Origin of the sequence: Sporosarcina sp., from assembly GCF_029257255.1 — a bacterium.
Lineage (GTDB): Bacteria > Bacillota > Bacilli > Bacillales_A > Planococcaceae > Sporosarcina.
In genome coordinates this window covers 74,308-92,791 of the sequence record NZ_JARICI010000036.1, presented here as the reverse complement: position 1 = coordinate 92,791, position 18,484 = coordinate 74,308, and the positions used below count along the sequence as shown (strand labels likewise).

17 protein-coding genes are annotated in these 18,484 nt (G+C 41.7%); 13 read left to right on the top strand and 4 right to left on the bottom strand.

Going from position 1 to position 18,484, the window contains the following annotated elements:
• The first annotated feature begins 8 nt into the window (after positions 1 to 8).
• From Q1J64_RS08135 to Q1J64_RS08110, 6 genes are all read left to right on the top strand, one after another.
• A complete protein-coding gene (locus tag Q1J64_RS08135) occupies positions 9 to 644 on the top strand; it encodes a zf-HC2 domain-containing protein (protein WP_301108572.1) in 636 nt (211 codons plus the stop codon).
• A gap of 158 nt (positions 645 to 802) precedes the next feature.
• Entirely contained in the window at positions 803 to 1,639 is an 837-nt protein-coding gene (cdaA, locus tag Q1J64_RS08130) for a diadenylate cyclase CdaA (RefSeq protein WP_301108571.1), read from the top strand.
• Entirely contained in the window at positions 1,632 to 2,978 is a 1,347-nt protein-coding gene (locus tag Q1J64_RS08125; protein ID WP_301108570.1) for a CdaR family protein, read from the top strand. The genes cdaA and Q1J64_RS08125 overlap by 8 nt, the downstream gene beginning before the upstream one ends.
• Before the next feature lie 50 nt (positions 2,979 to 3,028).
• Entirely contained in the window at positions 3,029 to 4,378 is a 1,350-nt protein-coding gene (gene glmM / locus Q1J64_RS08120; protein WP_301108569.1) for a phosphoglucosamine mutase, read from the top strand.
• Between the two features lie 135 nt (positions 4,379 to 4,513).
• Positions 4,514 to 6,133 carry a diguanylate cyclase gene (locus tag Q1J64_RS08115; RefSeq protein WP_301108568.1) on the top strand — a complete coding sequence of 540 codons (1,620 nt, stop codon included), beginning with the start codon at positions 4,514 to 4,516 and terminating at the stop codon, positions 6,131 to 6,133.
• Between the two features lie 22 nt (positions 6,134 to 6,155).
• The gene (locus Q1J64_RS08110; RefSeq protein WP_301108567.1) at positions 6,156 to 6,521 is read left to right on the top strand and encodes a response regulator transcription factor; all 366 of its coding nucleotides are present in this window, start codon (positions 6,156 to 6,158) and stop codon (positions 6,519 to 6,521) included.
• A gap of 55 nt (positions 6,522 to 6,576) precedes the next feature.
• On the opposite strand, the gene Q1J64_RS08105 is transcribed toward Q1J64_RS08110, so the two are convergent.
• The gene (locus Q1J64_RS08105) at positions 6,577 to 9,411 is read right to left on the bottom strand and encodes an ATP-binding protein (protein WP_301108566.1); all 2,835 of its coding nucleotides are present in this window, start codon (positions 9,409 to 9,411) and stop codon (positions 6,577 to 6,579) included.
• 189 nt (positions 9,412 to 9,600) lie between these two features.
• Positions 9,601 to 10,041: a YtoQ family protein gene (locus Q1J64_RS08100; protein WP_301108565.1), complete on the bottom strand. Its 441-nt coding sequence runs from the start codon at positions 10,039 to 10,041 to the stop codon at positions 9,601 to 9,603.
• A 258-nt stretch (positions 10,042 to 10,299) separates the two neighbouring features.
• On the opposite strand from Q1J64_RS08100, the gene Q1J64_RS08095 reads away from it, so the two are divergent.
• Together Q1J64_RS08095 and Q1J64_RS08090 are read left to right on the top strand one after the other, a co-directional pair.
• Positions 10,300 to 10,494, top strand: coding sequence for a YwbE family protein (locus Q1J64_RS08095; RefSeq protein WP_301108564.1), 195 nt, complete (start codon positions 10,300 to 10,302; stop codon positions 10,492 to 10,494).
• 16 nt (positions 10,495 to 10,510) lie between these two features.
• The gene (locus tag Q1J64_RS08090) at positions 10,511 to 10,933 is read left to right on the top strand and encodes a DUF1801 domain-containing protein (RefSeq protein ID WP_301108563.1); all 423 of its coding nucleotides are present in this window, start codon (positions 10,511 to 10,513) and stop codon (positions 10,931 to 10,933) included.
• 104 nt (positions 10,934 to 11,037) lie between these two features.
• Here Q1J64_RS08090 and Q1J64_RS08085 read toward each other — a convergent pair whose 3' ends face one another.
• Complete coding sequence (locus tag Q1J64_RS08085; protein WP_301108562.1) at positions 11,038 to 11,361, bottom strand: YbjQ family protein; 324 nt, start codon at positions 11,359 to 11,361, stop codon at positions 11,038 to 11,040.
• Between the two features lie 223 nt (positions 11,362 to 11,584).
• On the opposite strand from Q1J64_RS08085, the gene putP reads away from it, so the two are divergent.
• Positions 11,585 to 13,066 carry a sodium/proline symporter PutP gene (gene putP, locus Q1J64_RS08080; protein WP_301108561.1) on the top strand — a complete coding sequence of 494 codons (1,482 nt, stop codon included), beginning with the start codon at positions 11,585 to 11,587 and terminating at the stop codon, positions 13,064 to 13,066.
• 53 nt (positions 13,067 to 13,119) lie between these two features.
• Here putP and Q1J64_RS08075 read toward each other — a convergent pair whose 3' ends face one another.
• Positions 13,120 to 14,115 (bottom strand): NADPH:quinone oxidoreductase family protein, encoded by a 996-nt coding sequence (locus tag Q1J64_RS08075; RefSeq protein WP_301108560.1) that lies wholly within the window; start codon positions 14,113 to 14,115, stop codon positions 13,120 to 13,122.
• Between the two features lie 162 nt (positions 14,116 to 14,277).
• Between Q1J64_RS08075 and Q1J64_RS08070 the strand changes: the two genes are divergently transcribed.
• The 4 genes from Q1J64_RS08070 to Q1J64_RS08055 all read left to right on the top strand — a co-directional run bounded on the left by Q1J64_RS08070 (position 14,278) and on the right by Q1J64_RS08055 (position 18,286).
• Complete coding sequence (locus Q1J64_RS08070; protein WP_301108559.1) at positions 14,278 to 15,000, top strand: MerR family transcriptional regulator; 723 nt, start codon at positions 14,278 to 14,280, stop codon at positions 14,998 to 15,000.
• A gap of 325 nt (positions 15,001 to 15,325) precedes the next feature.
• Positions 15,326 to 15,823 (top strand): RNA polymerase sigma factor SigV, encoded by a 498-nt coding sequence (gene sigV / locus Q1J64_RS08065; RefSeq protein WP_301108558.1) that lies wholly within the window; start codon positions 15,326 to 15,328, stop codon positions 15,821 to 15,823.
• On the top strand, positions 15,820 to 16,692 hold the full coding sequence (rsiV, locus tag Q1J64_RS08060; protein ID WP_301108557.1) for an anti-sigma-V factor RsiV: 873 nt from the start codon (positions 15,820 to 15,822) through the stop codon (positions 16,690 to 16,692). Before sigV ends, rsiV begins: the two co-directional genes overlap by 4 nt.
• A gap of 121 nt (positions 16,693 to 16,813) precedes the next feature.
• Positions 16,814 to 18,286, top strand: coding sequence for a polysaccharide deacetylase family protein (locus Q1J64_RS08055; protein ID WP_301108556.1), 1,473 nt, complete (start codon positions 16,814 to 16,816; stop codon positions 18,284 to 18,286).
• Positions 18,287 to 18,484: the final 198 nt, after the last annotated feature.

The following is an 18,484-nucleotide window of genomic DNA, read 5'->3' as shown; positions in this document are numbered from 1 at the left end:
TTGGATTCATGGAAAAATGTCCTAAACATGTTGTCCATTATATGCATGCGTTGTTAGATGGTGAAATTACAAAAGAAGAAGAAAAAATCTTAACAGAACACATTAGCACATGTGAAGAATGCCGAACTATGATGGAAGAGTTGGAACAGACGGTGAACTTATTTGGCAATGTGGAAACTGTCCAGGCACCTACAGGCTTTGTAAGTGGAGTAACAGCCAGATTGCCTCAGCAAAATGTAAAAACGGGGCCGAAGAGATGGCTTCGACAGCATCCGATCATGGCTGCTGCGGCACTGTTTCTCATTCTTATGAGCGCTTCATTTTTCTCTAGTTTTGAAAATGAACAGCAATTTTCATTTACCAAACAGCCGAATGTGGTAGTGGAGGGTGAAACGGTTGTAGTGCCCGCTGGTGAAATCGTCAAAGGCGATCTTGTTGTGAAGAACGGTGATTTGCGTATTGAAGGAGAAGTTGACGGTGATGTAACCGTGATACGCGGTTCGAAATATATGGCTTCCACCGCTGTCATTACCGGTTCCAGTGAAGAAATCAATGAAGTGTTTGATTGGCTCTGGTACAAAATAAAGTCTGTTGCAAAAGATGTGATTCCTTCTTCAAAAGGGGATAAAGAGCAAACAGAATAGGGATAGTTGAACATTTATGAAGTGATGCGGGCATAGAGTTTCCCGCATCACTTTTTTGTCGTCCAAGAAATAGAAGTACCCCCTTTATGTAGGCATGTCATCTGGAAAATATGCTATACTGTATGAATAAGAACTTTTGTAAAAGGTAGGGGAAGCACATGCCGGTTTTGGAGCAGGTAACAACATTAGCACCAATGGAAATTTTGAAAAACATTGTGGATGTGCTTCTAGTTTGGTTTGTACTATATAAATTAATTACCATTATTAAAGGAACAAAAGCTGTCCAATTACTGAAAGGGATTTTTGTCATCCTGATCGGACGTTATGTAACGGAATGGTTGGGCTTAAATACGCTTCAGTGGATAATGGAAGAAGTTCTTCGATGGGGTTTCTTAGCTGCGATTATCATATTCCAGCCGGAACTGCGCCGGGCACTTGAACAATTAGGAAGAGGCCGCCTGTTTGCACGCACTGCGATGCAGGAGGAGGAAGAGCGCGACCGTTTAGTAAGTGCGTTTAGCAAATCGGTGAGTTATATGGCGAAACGCCGAATCGGTGCTTTAATTACAATTGAAAAAGAAACGGGTTTAAGCGAATATATCGAAACGGGTATCCCGATGAATTCGCATATTTCATCCGAATTGCTGATCAATATTTTCATTCCTAACACACCACTGCATGATGGAGCAGTCATTGTAACCAAGAACCGTATTGCCGCTGCAGCCTGCTACTTGCCGTTGTCCGAAAGTCCATTCATTTCTAAGGAACTTGGAACGCGTCACCGGGCAGCACTTGGCATCAGTGAAGTGACAGATGCTGTAACGGTTATTGTGTCTGAGGAAACAGGTGCCGTCAGCTTAACGGTGGACGGGGATATCAACCGTCATTTAGATATGGATGAATTTGAAAAGTTATTGAGGATTTCATGGTTTGGCAGCGAAACCGGACAAGCGGATACTTCTCTATGGAAGTGGGGGAAGAGAAAAAATGGATAAATTTATAGACAGCCCATGGTTTCTCCGTGTGATTGCTCTGTTCTTGGCGGTTACGCTGTTTTTCTCAGTGAGAGCCGAAGATCAATCGAACCGCAATACTGCCAATGATGTATTCGCACTAATTCAGGATGTGCCCGTAGAGGTGTACTACGATACAGACAATCTGGTCGTAACAGGCGTTCCTGATATGGTCAATATGACGATTGAAGGTCCTGCCAATATTGTGCAGACAACGAAGGTGCTGAAAGACTTTACGCTGAAATTAGATTTGAAGGATTTAACATTAGGTGAACATACGGTACGGATCCAGCCAGAAAATCTTTCCGATAAACTGGATGTCCGAATTGAACCGCCAACCGTTCAGGTCAATATCGAAGAAAAGGTCACTCAATCATTCCGCATAGATCCTGAAATGAACACGAGGTTGCTGGCGGAAGGTTATGAAGTGAAAGCTATGGACGTGCAGCCTGGTTTCATAAATGTCACTGGAGCGAAGAGTATTGTTGATTCTATCAGCTTCGTAAAAGTTTCGGTAACAGGAGAAAATAAAATTGACAAATCATTTGAGCAAAAAGCGCGTGTACGTGTGCTTGACCGTGATTTAAATAAACTGTCTGTCTCAGTTGAACCGGTAGAAGTAACGGTGAAGGTGGACGTACAGGAATACAGCCGCGATATCCCACTGAAGCTAATTCGTAAAGGAAAGCCTGCCGGTGACCTGACCGTCGAAAGTGTGACGCTGGAAGAGCAGTCAGTTCGTGTCTACGGCCCGAAAAGTGCGGTGGATGCAGTGAAAGAGATTCCGGCAGAAGTGGATCTATCGAAGGTCAGTAAGTCGGGTAAAGTGGAAGTGGAGATTAAAAAGCCAAGTGATGTCAGCAAAGTCACGCCGAATAAAGTAAAAGTGCAAGTGAAAATAGCCGGCGAGCCATCAGAGTCTGATGAACAAGATAAATCAGATGAATCTGCTGCAAAGCCGGAGGATGAGGAAGGATCTCCGCCGGCAGTTGATAGTAATGCAGAGAATGTTACAGTTGCCGGGAAAGTTACCCAGCAAATGAGCGATGTGCCCATCTCTATCCGCAATCTTGATTCTGCGTTTACAGCGTCCATTGCGGAGCCGGCCAACGGCAATGTTTCCTTACAAGTGACAGGCACACAAGCAGAACTTGAACAAATGAAACGTACAGATATCTCAGTCTATATAGATGCGTCGAATGTAAAAGTGGAAGGTCAGCAAGCAGCTTCCTTACTGGTGGAAGCGCCTAAAGGAATTACATGGAAGCTGGCAGTGCGCAATGCCACACTCGACATACGGGCTGCAGAAGCAAAGGCCTGACGGTAACAGATATAATCCAATGAGGATATGATCGAAAGGAAGAAGTTAAAATGACACAGTATTTTGGTACAGATGGAGTCCGCGGGGTTGCAAATACCGAACTGACACCTGAATTAGCGTTTAAATTAGGACGAATTGGTGGCTATTTATTCACAAGAGATATTGAAGGAAAAGCAGAAGTACTTGTTGGTAAAGACACACGTATTTCCGGTGAAATGCTTGAAAATGCGTTAATCGCAGGACTCCTGTCAGTAGGAGCAGAAGTTATGAGGCTCGGCGTTATTAGTACACCAGGCGTTGCGTATCTCACTAAAGTAATGAATGCACAGGCAGGCGTCATGATTTCCGCTTCTCATAATCCAGTGGCAGACAATGGAATCAAGTTTTTTGGCGCAGACGGATTTAAGTTGACAGATGATCAGGAAGCAGAATTTGAAAAACTTCTGAACGAAAAAGAAGATCAGTTACCACGCCCTGTCGGCGGACAGGTAGGAACGATTACAGAGTATTTCGAAGGCGGACAGAAATACATTCAATATCTGAAGCAAATAGTGGATGAAGATTTTGATGGAATTCATGTAGCGCTTGATTGTGCGAATGGTGCTACTTCTGTATTGGCTACGCATGTATTCGCTGATTTAGATGCAGACTTAACAACGATGGGTGCTTCGCCAAACGGTTTGAATATTAATGATGGTGTGGGCTCTACACATCCAGAAACGTTGGCTGCACTGGTGGTAGAGAAAAATGCAGATATCGGCTTAGCTTTTGACGGAGACGGAGATCGTCTCATTGCGGTAGATGAAAAAGGAAATATAGTAGACGGCGATCAAATAATGTTTATTGTAGGACGTTACTTACATAGTAAAGGACGTTTGAAAGCAGACACCATTGTTTCAACTGTGATGAGTAATTTAGGCTTCTATAAGGCACTTGAAGAATTTGGCATGAAAAGTATCCAAACAGCTGTCGGTGACCGGTATGTAGTAGAAGAAATGCGCAATGGTCAGTACAATCTGGGCGGCGAACAATCTGGCCATATTATATTCATGGATTATAATACAACAGGCGACGGCTTGCTCACTGCATTGCAATTAGTGAACATTATGCAGCAAACCGGCAGAAAACTATCTGATTTGGCCAATGAAATGACTAAATATCCTCAGAAACTCGTAAATATCCGGGTGGCTGATAAACATGCCGTCATGGAAAACTTGCGTATTGTCAGCATCATTAATGAAGTGGAAAAAGAAATGGCAGGGCAGGGCCGTATCTTAGTTCGTCCTTCTGGAACAGAACCGCTTGTCAGAGTCATGGTAGAAGCAACGACAAAGGAACTGTGCAAAGACTATGCTGAACGTATTTCACAAGTAGTGACTGAGGAAATGGGCTTAGAGTAAACGAATAGGGTCGCAGCTGGAAACAGGGGATAACCAATGTTTCCGGCTTTCTTCCATAAAAGATCATATAAAGCAGTGCTTGAAGTAGAGACCGTTGGGGAAATACTTCCTATGAACGGAGGGGAAATAGATAGAATGAGCCAAAAAAAATACCAGGATATGCTGGCACAGCGAACAGAGAATATCTTTGATGAGTGGGAAATGAGAGGCAGCTTAACTGAGCGTGAGCTGTACTACTTTCTGCATAAACTCAAAGGAACATCCGGAACCATCGGATTACAACAGTTGTCTCTTTTTTGTGCTTCTCAGCTGGAGATCCTATCCTCTTCCAATGATCAGAAAATACCCGTGACATCATTGGAAAATTTGAAGAATCGCATCCGTCTTCATTTTGATGACTCAATTGCTGTGAAAAAGGAAGAGTTTCAATTGCCGGATCAATACGTTAACCATCTTGATCAGGAAACCTTTATTTTAATTATTGATGATGATCTGGAATTTGTATCGTATTTAAAAGAGCTTCTCGAAAAACTTGGTGCACAGGTTATTATTTCCTTGAATGGAAAGCGCGGTATTGAGCAATTTTATTCCATGCGACCGAGCATCGTGATTATTGATCATAAGCTCCCTGACATGACTGGCTTTGAAGTTCTAGATCAAATAGCAGAGACTGCCAGGCAGAAAAATACGACATTGGCTATATCCAGTGAACATGCGACAAAGGATCTTAAAATTGAGAGTTTTCGCAGAGGGGCTATGGATTTTATCGAAAAACCCTTTGATATGGATATCTTTTTCCCTTATTTATTCAATCGGCAGCAGCGCCAGCGTGCCATTAGCAGTAGCATGATTACAGACAGTCTAACCGGGGTCGGCAATCGCCGATATTTTGATGAAACAATCAATAACCTGGCAAAAAATGCTGATCAATTGGATAAGATTTTCTCTTTAGTGATGGTAGATCTAGATCATTTCAAACAAGTGAATGACTTATATGGCCACCCGGCGGGAGATGAAGTACTTCGCAAGTTCGGTGAAATTATTAGGGAAGAAAAAAGAGAGGGCGACTATGTATTCCGCTATGGCGGGGAAGAATTTGCCCTGTTATTTGCAAATTTACCGGCAGAAGAGACTGTCAACGCAGTAAAACGTATTCGCTCAAAGTTTAATGCTATGTCTTTCGCTTCGGGAGAGGAAACGTTTCAAGCTACCTTTTCAGCTGGAAGCGCAACGTACGAAGGTGATACAGCAGAATTAGTATCTGCTGCAGATCAGGCTTTATATCAAGCTAAACGTGAGGGCAGAAATAAAACAGTCGTCTATGATCAGAGAAAGCTTGCTGTGAAACGAAAATTAATGGTGATTATAGTAGATGATGACTCCTTCATCCGTCAGATTCTTCAGCAAACTTTACTGGAATTAAAATCACCGGATATTGAATTTACAGTGAAAACTTATTCCGACGGCCCTGCTTTCTTGGAAGATGACTGGTATACACCGGATGACTACTTCATTGTACTGCTTGACGGTGTTATGCCGAAAATGGACGGCTTGGAAGTATTGAGCAGTTTGAAGAGCGATCATGCCAAAACAAACGTAACCGTATCTATGCTGACGGCCAGAAAGAGTGCCAATGATATAAAAGCAGCCCTGTGGTTAGGTGCTGACGACTATATCATCAAACCGTTTCAGCCTGCAGAGGTACTTGGACGTATTGATAAGCTGGCCAATCGTTTATTTGATAAGAGAGAATAAGAGGAAGGGGGGCGCTTCGGAAGTGACACATACAGGTAGGAAAGTACTAGTTGTAGATGATGAAGAAATACTACGCATGCTTCTTACGGATACACTAGAGTTTGAAGGTTTCATAGTGGAAGAAGCTGTGGATGGCTTACAAGGTTTGAAGAAAATTCAGGAGAATCACTACGATGTAGTCCTCCTTGATTATATGATGCCGCATATGACAGGTCTGGAAGTGCTGGAAAAAATCCAACCTATGAATCTTCAAATACCAGTAGTCATGCTGACAGCGAAAGCGCAACTGGCTGATCAAGAGGCCGCCATGGAAAAAGGTGCTACGTACTTTGTGCCAAAACCTTTTAGCCCCAATGAATTAATTGAATTGCTTAAAACGTTTTTCTGACGGTCAGAATGGAAAACGCTCTCTCCATTTCTTTGGAAAGAACGTTTTTTTATTTTTATTTTTTTACGGATTGATCACTTTGAGGATATAAAATTCTGCCGTCCAGACGATGCATATTTTGTAGGATCGTCGCGGACAGATTATGCAGCGGATAAGGCTTAGTCAAATAATGATCGATTTGGAATTCTGCCATTAACCGAGGTTCCTTTTCCACTGATGAAGAGATAATGATCGGAATCGATTCTGTATCTTTCCGTTCTTTCATTTGCCGGATTAATTCCCAGCCTGTTTCTCCCTCATGCAGAATTAAATCTACTACCACTGCAGCGGGTTGCATTTTTATTATACATTCAAGTGCTGTCATCACGGTTTCATGATGTACAACAGAAAATCCATTGCTTGCGAGCTCTTCACCCAATAACAAAGCGATGTTCACATCATCTTCCACTACGACCACAAGAGGTTTTTCTGAATTAACTGGTTCATTAGGTAACTGCTGTTTAAGCGGTAATGAGAAGAATACAGTAGTGCCTACGTCTTCTTTCGAGTCAATCCAAATTTGTCCATTATGATTATTAATAATTTCTTTACAAATGGATAGACCAAGACCTGTGCCTCCGATCTTCCTGCTGAAACTATTATCAAAACGATAGAATTTCTCAAATAAGTGACTGATATCCTCTTGAGGAATTCCAATCCCTTGATCAGAAATGGAAACGACAACTTTATCTTGCTGATTGAGCAGGGTGACTTTTATGTCCCCACCGTCTGGAGAGAATTTGATGGCATTGCCTAATAAATTATTAAATACTTGAAGCAGTCTTCCTCTGTCCCCGACCACAGTAGAAGTGCAAGTGACATCCTGGAATTTAATTGCATGTGAAGAGGTCTGTACGGATAGACTGCTAACTGTCCGCTCTGCCAGTTCGGCTATTGAAACGTCTTCTACGGCATATGTCTGACGCCCGGATTCCATTCGTTGAATATCTAAAAAGTCATTGATAAGAGAAGTCAGTCGATTGGCTTCGGTTTGAATTGTTTCTAAATATAGTTTCTTGCGCTTTTCATCCATCTCTTTATTCAGCAATAGTTCAGAGAATCCTAAAATACTGGACAGCGGCGTGCGCAACTCGTGACTCACCGTGGAAACTAATTCAGTTTTCATCTGATCGACTTCATGTTCGTGTGTAATATCCCGATGCACGAAAATGGTTCCTACCTTTTCTCCGTTGATCAGTATCGGCACGCTATAGACTTTCATAACGCGTGACTGATCTGTAGGAAGCGAGACAATATATGTGTAATGGTTCATCTCCTGATTATCCTTCTTCAGTGCTACTTCTGAAAATGTCCTATATTGCTCAGGCTCATTAATCTGCTGAAGGAAATGTTCTGTCCATTCCTCCCGCGGCCATGTTCCAGGTTCCATGCCCAACAATTCGAAGAGTGCAGCGTTGTATTTATCCTCATCGCTGTTAGTGGAAACGAAACGGATACCTTCATTGATATTGTCTAAAATATTTTGATTCAATTGCCGCTCATGACTGATTAGCTCATGCTGTTCGATTCGGTCGACAGCGGTTGCAATTCGCATGAACAAGCCGTATAAGTCGGTCTGATCTTCTTCAGTAAATGGCTTGCCTATTCGGGAGAGAACAGCAATGATGCTTAATTGATTTTCAGAATTATAAGCACCGGTGACAAAATCATAAACGAACGTCATATGATCTGCGACACCTTTCTCGTAATCGGCCTCACGCTTAATGACAAAATAAGATTCCGTTTCCAATCGGAGTTTGAAATAGTCCATCCGCTCTTGTTTCACTTCTTCAAATATATTTTCAGACATCCCTTTTAATGAATGGGTATCACTTTTAGGAAACCACAATAAACTGAGGTCTGATTGATAAATGGTATTTAGGTATTCAGATGTTTGATCACAGACTTCTTGTTTGTCCAATGAAAATGACAGCAAGTGACTAAGCCCGTTATAGCGTTCCAAACGAACTTTAGAGAATCGTGCTTCCGATAAAGCATACTCCATCTTTGTCTGACGATTGAACAGTTCGTCCTGCTGGGAAATCAGTTCTTCATTCTGAGCGAGTAATTCCTGTTCATTTGTTTGGATGCGCTGCATCATTTTGTGAAGCGCCTGCGATAAAGCACCAATTTCATCTTCTCTGTCTATTGGCTGGAATAAAATCTTGCCTTCCGTTTCATACTGATCTGCCACAAGTGTAATGGTTTCGACGGGGCGTACTACCCGGTTCATCACATTCCAAACCATAAAAATTGGAATCAATAAAAATGTGAACCCTAATACCGAGATAAGAAAAAAATATTGATTAGTCTGTTTTTTTATTTGATCATAATTTTCTTGGAGAGTTTTTTTTGCATCGCCATAGTATTCACTGGAAAACTGAATAAATTGGTTGACTGATAGATTGGTTCCGCTTTTGGCGAATTCACTCAATCCTTCATAGTCATTTTCCTGCACGAATTGAATGGCTTTTGGTAAGGTAACTTCTTCATAAGTGGCTAGAAAATTATCAATTTCCTCCACTATACGTTGCTCTTCTGCATTGAGATTAAGTGATTTATACTGTCTGGAGTATGTGTGAATATCTTTTATTGCCTGGTAGGCCGAATTCAGCTCATCTTCTATCTGAAAAGCATAATATCCTCGAATCCGAAAAAATAAATCTTGAACAGAGTTAGACATTTGTTCAACTAATTCAGATTTCTTAAAGATCTCCTGCTGCTGTTCTTCAAGTTCTGTCCAGGAATTTTTCACATATATATACATACTGCCCATGCCAATTACAGCCACTAACAATGATACGATAAAAATATTTATATATTGCTGGCGAATACCTTTTTTTCGCAACATTCGGTTGCCCCTTTCTGATGGTTCCTATACTTCTATTCTATCATCTGAAGCAGGATTAGGGCGTATGGAATATACGGATTATTTTTTACACTATTTGAATGGAGTTCAGTAGGGAGTTTCTCCTGACGGCCGATTTTCTTTATGCTATCTTCCAATAAAAAAGACACAGCGGGCTGTGTCCTGAAATGTTTATTCAAAAATATATTGCAGTGCCCGTACAGCCTGATCGACCGTTTCTACAGTGACATGCGCTTTACGTGATAGTTCTTTCAACGGATGATGATGACTTTCCCGGCGTATTAAAATGAGCGGTTTACCGTATGCAACAGCGGCGCTTGCATCCATTGCAGTATTCCATTGTTTATACTGCTCTCCAAACAGCGCTATGACGACGTCAGACTTTTTCATAAGTATTTCAGTGCGTAAGTTATTGAAGCTTGAAGCCGCAGCATCTTTAAAGATTGCATCAGGCTGTTCCCCCAGGATTTCTTCTCCAATGTTATCAGACCGGTCGTGATCCTCCATTGGTCCGACAAAGTCGACTGGCAGTTGCATCTTTTCTGCCTGTTGTTTGACTTCTTCCCGCCATGATGTGTGAATCTCCCCAGCTAAGTATACTGTTAATCGCATACTAATCCCTCCTATTTTGATAGCCTTCATTGTATCATGCTTGTCTGCTGTGTTCATTAGATGTACATGGAGGACGGAGTGAGCGAAAGTCTTTCGCTGCCGCACCAAACTGCGAAAGAAGTGCACCAATAGACAATACCGCCGAACGTAACGAACTCCTTGCCGCACGAAAAAATCTTTCCGCCGCACCAAGATGCAGTCTGAACGAACCAAAGCTATTCATGGTACACTAAATAAAAAAAGAGGAGCGATTATAGTATGAATGGACAGAATCGAGCAGATGTTAAACCCGGGCTGCGTGTAGCAGTTATCTTAAAGAAAGATCAGCGCAGCGGTGTGAAAACAGAAGGCATTGTCAAAGATCTTTTGACAAATTCAAGCTTTCATCCACATGGTATTAAAGTGCGGCTGGAGGATGGACAAGTCGGGCGAGTGGCGGAGATATTGGATTGACAGGAGCTGAAGTCATATGTATGAATTGAAGACAAAGCAAACTGATGACAGTGTCATTGAATTTATCGAGAGCGTGGAGAGTACAAAAAAGCGGGAGGACGCCTATCGTTTGCTTGATATTTTTTCTGAAACTACAGGATATGAGGCGAAGATGTGGGGACCAAGCATTATCGGGTTTGGCTCCTATCATTATGTTTATAAAACAGGTCATGAAGGGGACGCGCCGCTTGTGGGATTTTCACCGCGCAAGGCGAAGATCAGCTTATATTTTGCAACAGGTGATGCTGAACGGGAGCAGTTGCTGGAGAGATTCGGCAAGCACACGAGCGGAAAAGCATGCGTGTATATTAACAAAGTTGCGGATATTGAAGTGGACGTGCTGAAGGAGTTAATTGTACAATCCATTACGTTTTTACAAGGGTTATATCCAAAACAATAAAAACAAGAGAGGATAAAATTGTATCCTCTCTTCTTTGCATTATCTTGAAAAGTTACAAACCTTCTATGCACCTCAAGTCACCTCTAACAATGGCTATTCGAAGCTTATTCTCCGTCCCGATACGTTACAGCCGTACCCGTAGCGATACACATCATCATACCTTCACGTACCATTTCAAAATCCAGATCCACGCCGATTACAGCATTCGCGCCCATGCGTCGTGCTTTCTCTGACATTTCTTCGATTGCAGTCTCACGGGCCTCTGTCAGCTTACTTTCATATGCCGCACTTCTTCCGCCGACTATATCTGTGACGGATGCAAAGATATCGCGGACGATATTCGCTCCCATAATGGTCTCTCCTGATACAATTCCGTGATACGTTTCAATAGTTTTTCCCTGCAGAGTGTTCGTTGTCGTGTGTAACATTCAATCTCCTCCTTTTGTTTTCTTTTATACGAAATGGAATATGGATTGGTTTCAAAATGGGCAGCTCTTTCATTTTGTTGAATAAAAGACTGTCGCAAAAAAGTATTTCCCGGGGAATATTGTCGATACTAATAGTTTCAATATACACACTTTAGGATTATGGTTCAAAGAAGTCTGAGAATCATGTAAAATAGGACTGTTGTTTAAAAAGGAGGGAGATTGTATGACGGAACAAGCGTATCAACTCATCTCGATCATCTTGTACATGGCAGCTATGTTATTTATCGGATGGTACGCGTTCAAACGGACATCCAATCTGACGGATTATATGCTGGGCGGACGTTCACTTGGACCCGCAGTTACAGCGTTGAGTGCCGGGGCTTCTGATATGTCAGGATGGCTCTTGATGGGTCTACCGGGCGCCATATATCTGAACGGTCTTGTTGAAGCATGGGTTGCCATTGGATTGACAATAGGAGCCTATTTAAACTGGCTGCTGGTGGCACCGCGTTTGCGTATGTATACGCAAGTGTCGAATAACTCCATTACGATTCCAAGTTTCTTGGAAAATAGATTGAAGGATACATCTCGTTTGCTGCGTGTTGCTTCGGGTATCATCATATTAGTATTTTTCACTTTCTATGTCTCTTCGGGAATGGTGGCAGGCGGGAAATTCTTTCAAAGTTCATTCGGTTTAGATTATCATACAGGGCTGCTGATCGTATCCGCAGTGGTCATTGCCTATACGTTATTTGGAGGATTTTTAGCAGTCAGCTATACCGACTTCGTACAAGGATTGATCATGTTCCTTGCACTGATATTAGTGCCGGCCGTCGGCATATTCATTACAGGCGGATTTACAGAAACGGCGAACAGTATTCGTCAAGTGGATCCTGCGCTGTTTAATTTCGCATCGGGTATCGGCGTATTGGGCATCATATCCTCACTGGCATGGGGCCTGGGCTACTTTGGACAGCCGCATATTATTGTGCGTTTTATGGCAATAAAATCGGTTAAAGAGACGAAGAGTGCCAGACGTATCGGAATCGGCTGGATGCTGTTAAGTTTGATCGGCGCAATTGCCACGGCTTTAATCGGAATTGCTTATTTTCAGCAAAACGCTGCAGAGCTTGCGGATCCAGAGACCGTATTTATTGTCCTTGGCCAACTATTCTTCCATCCATTAATTGCGGGAATTATGCTGGCCGCAGTATTAGCGGCGGTCATGAGTACGATTTCATCTCAGTTGATCGTGACATCGTCTGCACTGATCGAAGACTTATATAAAGCAGTCTTTAAGTCAAACGCATCAGAACGGCAATATGTCTTTTTAGGACGTGCAGCGGTGATGATCGTTGCGATCGTTGCGGTAATTCTCGCATGGCCGAATAAGGAATCGGTGTTAAAATTGGTTTCTTTCGCCTGGGCAGGTTTCGGCGGGGCGTTTGGACCGATCATTTTACTGTCTCTTTACTGGAGAAAGATCACCGCACAGGGCGCATTGTGCGGAATGGTGGCGGGAGCCGTGACAGTGGGCATTTGGGGGAGTTTTAAAGTGCTTTCCAAAGCTCTGTATGAGATCGTTCCCGGATTTTTAGTTTGTCTAATTGTGGTGTACATCGTTAGTTTATTAACGTATAAAAAGAATGCTGAAATTGAACGAGAATACGATGAAACGATTAAGTTATTGGAACAAGAACGTTAATTGACAGAGAAGAGCCATCCTGCACACATGGTGAGGATGGCTCTTTCCTATGCTTAAATCAATTTTACGATGGTTCGTCCGCGGGCTTCACCTTTCAATAAAACGGGAAGTGCGTCAGGTAATTCTTCCAATGAAATTTCCTTTTGTACCAGCTGTTCCAGGTCCGGAAGCTTTAAGTCCGTTGCTAAACGGTCCCATACTTTTTTGCGTACATCCATCGGGCAGTAGACAGAATCGATGCCGAGCAGGTTCACTGCACGCAAAATGAAGGGGAATACGGTAGTTGGTAATTTAGTGCCGGCAGTCAATCCACTCACAGCGACTGATCCGCCATATTCAATCTGGCTTACTAACGATGCAAGAGGTTCACCGCCGACCGGATCCACCGCAGCTGCCCATTTCTGCTTGCCGAGAGCACGGATTTTACCATCATAAACTTCTTCACGAGATACAATAGACTTGGCACCGAGAGATTCCAAATATGCATGCTCGTCCTGTTTTCCAGTGCTTGCCTCCACATCGTAGCCGAGCTTTGATAAAAACGAAATTGCAAAACTTCCTACTCCACCAGTTGCACCTGTAACCAGCACATTTCCTTTATCAGGTGACACATGATTATCTTCTAAACGCTGAACAGACAGTGCTGCTGTAAAGCCCGCTGTTCCAATAATCATCGCTTCTTTCAATGAAAGTCCTGCTGGAAGTGGTACAACCCAGTCCGCCTTTACTCTTGCATATTCACTGTATCCGCCGAAGTGTGCCACACCGATTTCGTAGCTTGTCGCAATGACTTCGTCTCCTTCTTTAAATCGGTCATCTGTTGAAGAAACGACCACACCTGCTAAATCAATACCGGGAACCATCGGATAGTTTTGCACGATGTTGCCGTTTGGTATGGACGCCAGACTGTCTTTATAGTTGATACCCGAATAGTGCACGCGAATGACCGTGTCTCCTGCCGGCAGGTCTTCAAGTGAAAGTTTACGTACCTCTAATGTAAAGTCAACTTCTTGTTTATCGACTGTCAGTGCGTGGAATGTTTGTGTCATTTGAAATCTCCTTCCGCATAGTAAATTCTTGATTCTAGCATTATACTAACGCAGTTATCTGAAAGCTTCAAAGCTGAAGATCCAGTAAGAAGAAATGAAATTACAGTTTGACTCTTACGTAACGTTAGACCTTATAGTAAAGATAGAAAGACGGTGGATCAGATGAAAGTAAAAGAAGTGGCAGAAATGACAGGCGTCAGTATTCGCACATTGCATCATTACGACGATATCGGACTGCTCATTCCAGACGAAGTGACTGAAGCAGGCTACCGGCTATATTCCAATGAAAACCTGGCAGACCTGCAGCAAATATTATTTTTTCGGGAACTCGGTTTCTCATTAAAGCAAATAAAAGAATTGCTGCAAAGTCCGGCGTTTGAGCGCGTGGAAGCATTGGAACTGCAACGGAATATGCTGTTGCAGAAAAAAACGCAGCTGGAAGTTATGCTTCATACGATTGACCGCACGATCCAATCAGAGAAAGGGGAAGATATGATGACCAATGAAGAGAAGTTCAAGGGATTCGATTTTCGAAAGAATCCGTATGAAGAAGAAGCGAAGGCAAGATGGGGTGAGAAAAAAGTGGAGCAGACCAACCGAAAGTTTGGAGAGGAGATGCAGAATGAAATGAACCGGATTTATTTCAAGTTGGCAGAACTCCGGCACCAAAAGGCAGATTCTATTGAAGCGCAGGCTGCTATTGAAGAGTGGTTCATCCTGCTGAACCGAATGGGCAGCTATTCATTGGATGCATTTAGAGGGCTGGGTGACATGTATGTGGCGGATGAACGCTTCAAGCAAAATATCGATCAGTTCGGCGAGGGGCTGGCGGAATTCATGCGGGATGCAATGAGTGTTTATGCGGATCAGCAGAACAGAGGCTAAGCTATTTCGAATATGTAACGTATAGTAGTAAATTCAAATGAATGTATAAAAAAGACCGTTAATCTATATGTGAGTTAGCGGTCTTTGAGCTGTCTATAGATTGAACCTTACCATAAAGTACACTTATTGGAAATGGTCATCATCAAGCTCCTCTCGAATACTATTTCATCCTTCTGTACGTTGTCATAATCTTATAATGAACACTGAGAACATTCAGCCAACCAATACTTTGAAAATCAATCCAAACTTTTTACGTTTCTGGTCCGTCAAATAATTAGAACGTGATCGCGACGTGTTTAAAATGGGGAAAGGTGAATAGTGTGTCATGACAAAAACAGATAGTTTTAAAATTATAGAGAAATTTATAATAGAAAATCGAGAATCCCATTATCGCCTTGCATACAGCTATGTTAGAAATAAAGAAATGGCACTCGATATTGTACAAGAATCTATATTCAAAGCACTTAAATCAATCGATAGTCTCAAAGAAAACACCTATTTGAAAACGTGGTTCTACCGAATTGTTATCAACACATCAATTGATTATATTAGAAAAAATCAACGAGTTTCGGCAATGGATGATGATCATCTGCTTGAGCATTTGCCACAAATAGAGGATGAATTCACTGATATGGATTTGCAAGATGCCATTGAACAATTGCCTCCAAAATATAAGACACTAATCATTCTCCGTTTTTTCGAGGATTTAAAAATGGATGAAATTGCAACTGTAACTGGTCAAAATGTCAATACCGTTAAAACCAGGCTCTATAGCGCATTAAAAGTATTACGCATTGAAATAGGGGAGGATTTTAGATTATGAAAAAAATGAATAAGTTAAAAAAAGATTATGAGGCGATAGAAATTCCAGCGGAGTTGGAAGATGTTGTGAAAAGCTCCATTCGCCAGGCTAAAGAAGTGCGAAAGAAACGTCCGATTGTAAAACAATGGACGATTGGGGTTGCTTCAGCAGTGGTGATATTTATTGGGAGCATCAACATGAGTCCAGCTATGGCACAATCGATGGTGAATATCCCTGGACTAGGAGTTATTGTAGAAGTTTTGACTGTTCAAAAATTAACTGTAGATGAAAAGACATATCAAGCCAATCTTGATACACCTGAGATTACCGGTTTAGAAAATGAAGAGTTGCAGACTTCATTAAATGATAAATATATGGAGGAAAATAAGGCGCTCTTCGAACAATTTGAAGCAGAAGTAGCTGAAATGAAAAAAGCAGGAGACGGCCACCTTGGAATTGACACGGGCTACGAAGTATTGACCGATACCGGCCAACTCCTATCGATTGCTCGTTATGAGGTGAACACTGTCGGCTCGTCGTCAACAACAATGAAGTACGACACAATTGATAAACAGCAAAATATAGTCATTACACTTCCAAGTCTTTTTAAAGATAACAAATATATTGATGTGATTAGCTCGTATATCGCAGATGAGATGAAGCGACAAATGTCGATAGATGAAAAGGTCAATTACTTCCAGTATGACGGATCCGAATTGGAATTTGAAGCAGTTAAACCTAATCAAAACTTCTATATAACTACGAATAATAAACTCGTTATTTCATTTGACGATTATGAAGTAGCACCCGGCTATATGGGGGTTGTGACGTTCGAGATCCCATCGGATATACTTGAAAATTTATTGGTCAGTGACACATATATTAACTAATTTCTTTTCATTTAAAGCAGCAAACACAATGGGGTGTTTGCTGCTTCCACAATAAAAGTGTGTAGTGGTGAGTTTTTAGCAATGTATATTGCTCGTAAAAGTCAAGTAAAGGAGTATTCGTATGAAGAAACCACATAGAAAACGTCGTTCTTTCTGGATTGACGTTATATTTTTAATTGTTATTATCGTACTAACCATATCTGCCGCCAGTTTAATTACACTGACCACTAAAGGTGAAGCTGCCTTATTCTCTAAAACTAAACAAGCCGTTACTCCTGCTTCAGTTGTGATCGGTACTTCCGACTCTGATTATCCAGATATTAAAATTATTACTGAAACATCGAAAGACTTAAATACACCTTATATCATTCAATATCCGCAAAGTTTACATAATCCGATCAATCAAGCTATTTCCAGTTACATAGAAGATACAAAGCAGGATTATTTAACTAAACATAACGGCAGTAAATATAAAAGTGGATTGAATATTTCTTATGAAATTCTTTCTCATCGTTCAGGTAACTATTCTTTTGTTCTGGTTAACAACCGTAAAACTGGAAAGACTATTCGAGAGACGGAGATTCGATCCTTCCATTTGAATCTTAAAACAGGAGAAAACTTTACAATCTCAGATGTGCTCGATCACAATTCGAAACATCTTAACACTCTTTCTAATCTAGTACGTAAGGTACTAGATAATAATCCAGTAATCGAAGACTACCTCCCCCCAGGAAGTCTTCATACAAAGACAGAACCGACTTGGGACAATTTCGGGAATTTTGCAATTACAGATGAATCTCTAATCTTCTATTTTGATGAATATAAACTGATGGCAGGGACAATCGGCCCTCCGGCTGTGGTTATTCCGTTAAAGAATATAGATAACTTACTTTCCGATAAATTCAAGTCGGGAATGCAAGATACTGATGAAAATGCGATTACCAAAAAACCTGTGAAAGAAAGAGAGACTGCTGACCTTCTACATCAAGAGCATAGCAATGGAGATGCTGTTGTTAATGAAGAAACTAAAGAAGAGCATGGCAAAGGTGTTAAGAAAGTTGCCCTGACTTTCGACGATGGACCACATCCCAAAGTGACAATGCAAATACTTGAGACTTTGAGAAAATATGATGCAAAAGCAACTTTTTTCATGCTTGGTAACATGGTTGAAAAACATCCTGAAATGGCAAGGGAAGTACAAAAAGCAGGTCACGAGCTTGGAAATCATACGTGGGCTCACCTTGATTTGACCAAGTTAGGCGCAGAAAAGGCCCGGCATGAAATCGATAGAACTTCTGCGATTATTGAAAATGTGACCGGTCAGAAAGTAACCGAATTCAGACCGCCTTACGGGGCAGTCAACGACACTGTCCGCAACCAAACAAACTTGCCTGTCATCTTATGGGATGTCGATACCCTTGACTGGAAAAACCGTGATTCAAACCAGCTTCTTGCCAATGTTAAAAGTGCGACGAAAGACGGGAGTACCATTTTGATGCATGATATCCATCAATCGACAGCGGATGGTCTCGAAGCAGTTTTAGCCTATTTACAAAGTGAAGGGTATATCTTCGTCAAAATTTCAGATTTATAAAAGTCAGTTACTACACAGCCCCTGAGCTTACTGTTCAGGGGTTTAATTCTATAGTATTACTAATAGATATCTGACTCACAAACGCCAAAATTATGTTGTTTACGAATGCATTACAATCTTCTTCCTCTGGTAAATCGACTGTTAGGAAAAGCCGAACCAATCATTCAGGATCCGAATTTCTTTCTGAAGAGTACTCTC

Bases quoted from the DNA above. Each gene is read 5' to 3' on its own strand.
- Q1J64_RS08090 (WP_301108563.1), top strand. From the start codon at position 10,511: ATGTATGAATTGAAGACAAAGCAAACTGATGACAGTGTCATTGAATTT.
- Q1J64_RS08055 (WP_301108556.1), top strand. From the start codon at position 16,814: ATGAAGAAACCACATAGAAAACGTCGTTCTTTCTGGATTGACGTTATA.
- Q1J64_RS08070 (WP_301108559.1), top strand. From the start codon at position 14,278: ATGAAAGTAAAAGAAGTGGCAGAAATGACAGGCGTCAGTATTCGCACA.
- Q1J64_RS08085 (WP_301108562.1), bottom strand. From the start codon at position 11,361: ATGTTACACACGACAACGAACACTCTGCAGGGAAAAACTATTGAAACG.
- Q1J64_RS08100 (WP_301108565.1), bottom strand. From the start codon at position 10,041: ATGCGATTAACAGTATACTTAGCTGGGGAGATTCACACATCATGGCGG.
- Q1J64_RS08135 (WP_301108572.1), top strand. From the start codon at position 9: ATGGAAAAATGTCCTAAACATGTTGTCCATTATATGCATGCGTTGTTA.
- cdaA (WP_301108571.1), top strand. From the start codon at position 803: ATGCCGGTTTTGGAGCAGGTAACAACATTAGCACCAATGGAAATTTTG.
- putP (WP_301108561.1), top strand. From the start codon at position 11,585: ATGACGGAACAAGCGTATCAACTCATCTCGATCATCTTGTACATGGCA.
- Q1J64_RS08125 (WP_301108570.1), top strand. From the start codon at position 1,632: ATGGATAAATTTATAGACAGCCCATGGTTTCTCCGTGTGATTGCTCTG.
- Q1J64_RS08105 (WP_301108566.1), bottom strand. From the start codon at position 9,411: ATGTTGCGAAAAAAAGGTATTCGCCAGCAATATATAAATATTTTTATC.
- rsiV (WP_301108557.1), top strand. From the start codon at position 15,820: ATGAAAAAAATGAATAAGTTAAAAAAAGATTATGAGGCGATAGAAATT.
- sigV (WP_301108558.1), top strand. From the start codon at position 15,326: ATGACAAAAACAGATAGTTTTAAAATTATAGAGAAATTTATAATAGAA.
- Q1J64_RS08095 (WP_301108564.1), top strand. From the start codon at position 10,300: ATGAATGGACAGAATCGAGCAGATGTTAAACCCGGGCTGCGTGTAGCA.
- Q1J64_RS08115 (WP_301108568.1), top strand. From the start codon at position 4,514: ATGAGCCAAAAAAAATACCAGGATATGCTGGCACAGCGAACAGAGAAT.
- Q1J64_RS08075 (WP_301108560.1), bottom strand. From the start codon at position 14,115: ATGACACAAACATTCCACGCACTGACAGTCGATAAACAAGAAGTTGAC.
- glmM (WP_301108569.1), top strand. From the start codon at position 3,029: ATGACACAGTATTTTGGTACAGATGGAGTCCGCGGGGTTGCAAATACC.